Here is a 234-nt window from a genome sequence, read left to right as displayed (position 1 = left end):
ATCATATTTGCGGATGGAAGAATACGGACAGGCTATACAAGCGTTGAGGATGTGTGTAGAGGATGAAGACAAAGCGCTGCCCATCTTTTATTACCGATTAGCAGAAGCGCATCAATCCCTTGGAGATATTGCTGTAGCTATTAGTTATCTTGAAAAGGCGGCGGAGCGCCACGCTTTTCTTGATTCTCTTGAAGATAAAGGGAGGCGCATTATTTGTGAACAGGGAGCCTATTC

Annotated in this window: 1 protein-coding gene; it reads left to right on the top strand. The window is 44.9% G+C overall.

Annotated features, from left to right (window positions below; all coding sequences use genetic code 11):
* Positions 1–234: hypothetical protein (locus LKX83_RS32945; RefSeq protein WP_227887502.1), on the top strand; the 234-nt coding region annotated here is incomplete at both ends.

Source organism: Cohnella baijiui (assembly GCF_020731285.1).
Taxonomy (GTDB): Bacteria; Bacillota; Bacilli; order Paenibacillales; family Paenibacillaceae; genus Cohnella.
The sequence above is the reverse complement of the archived record's forward strand: the minus strand, read 5'-3'. Positions and strand labels throughout refer to the sequence as shown.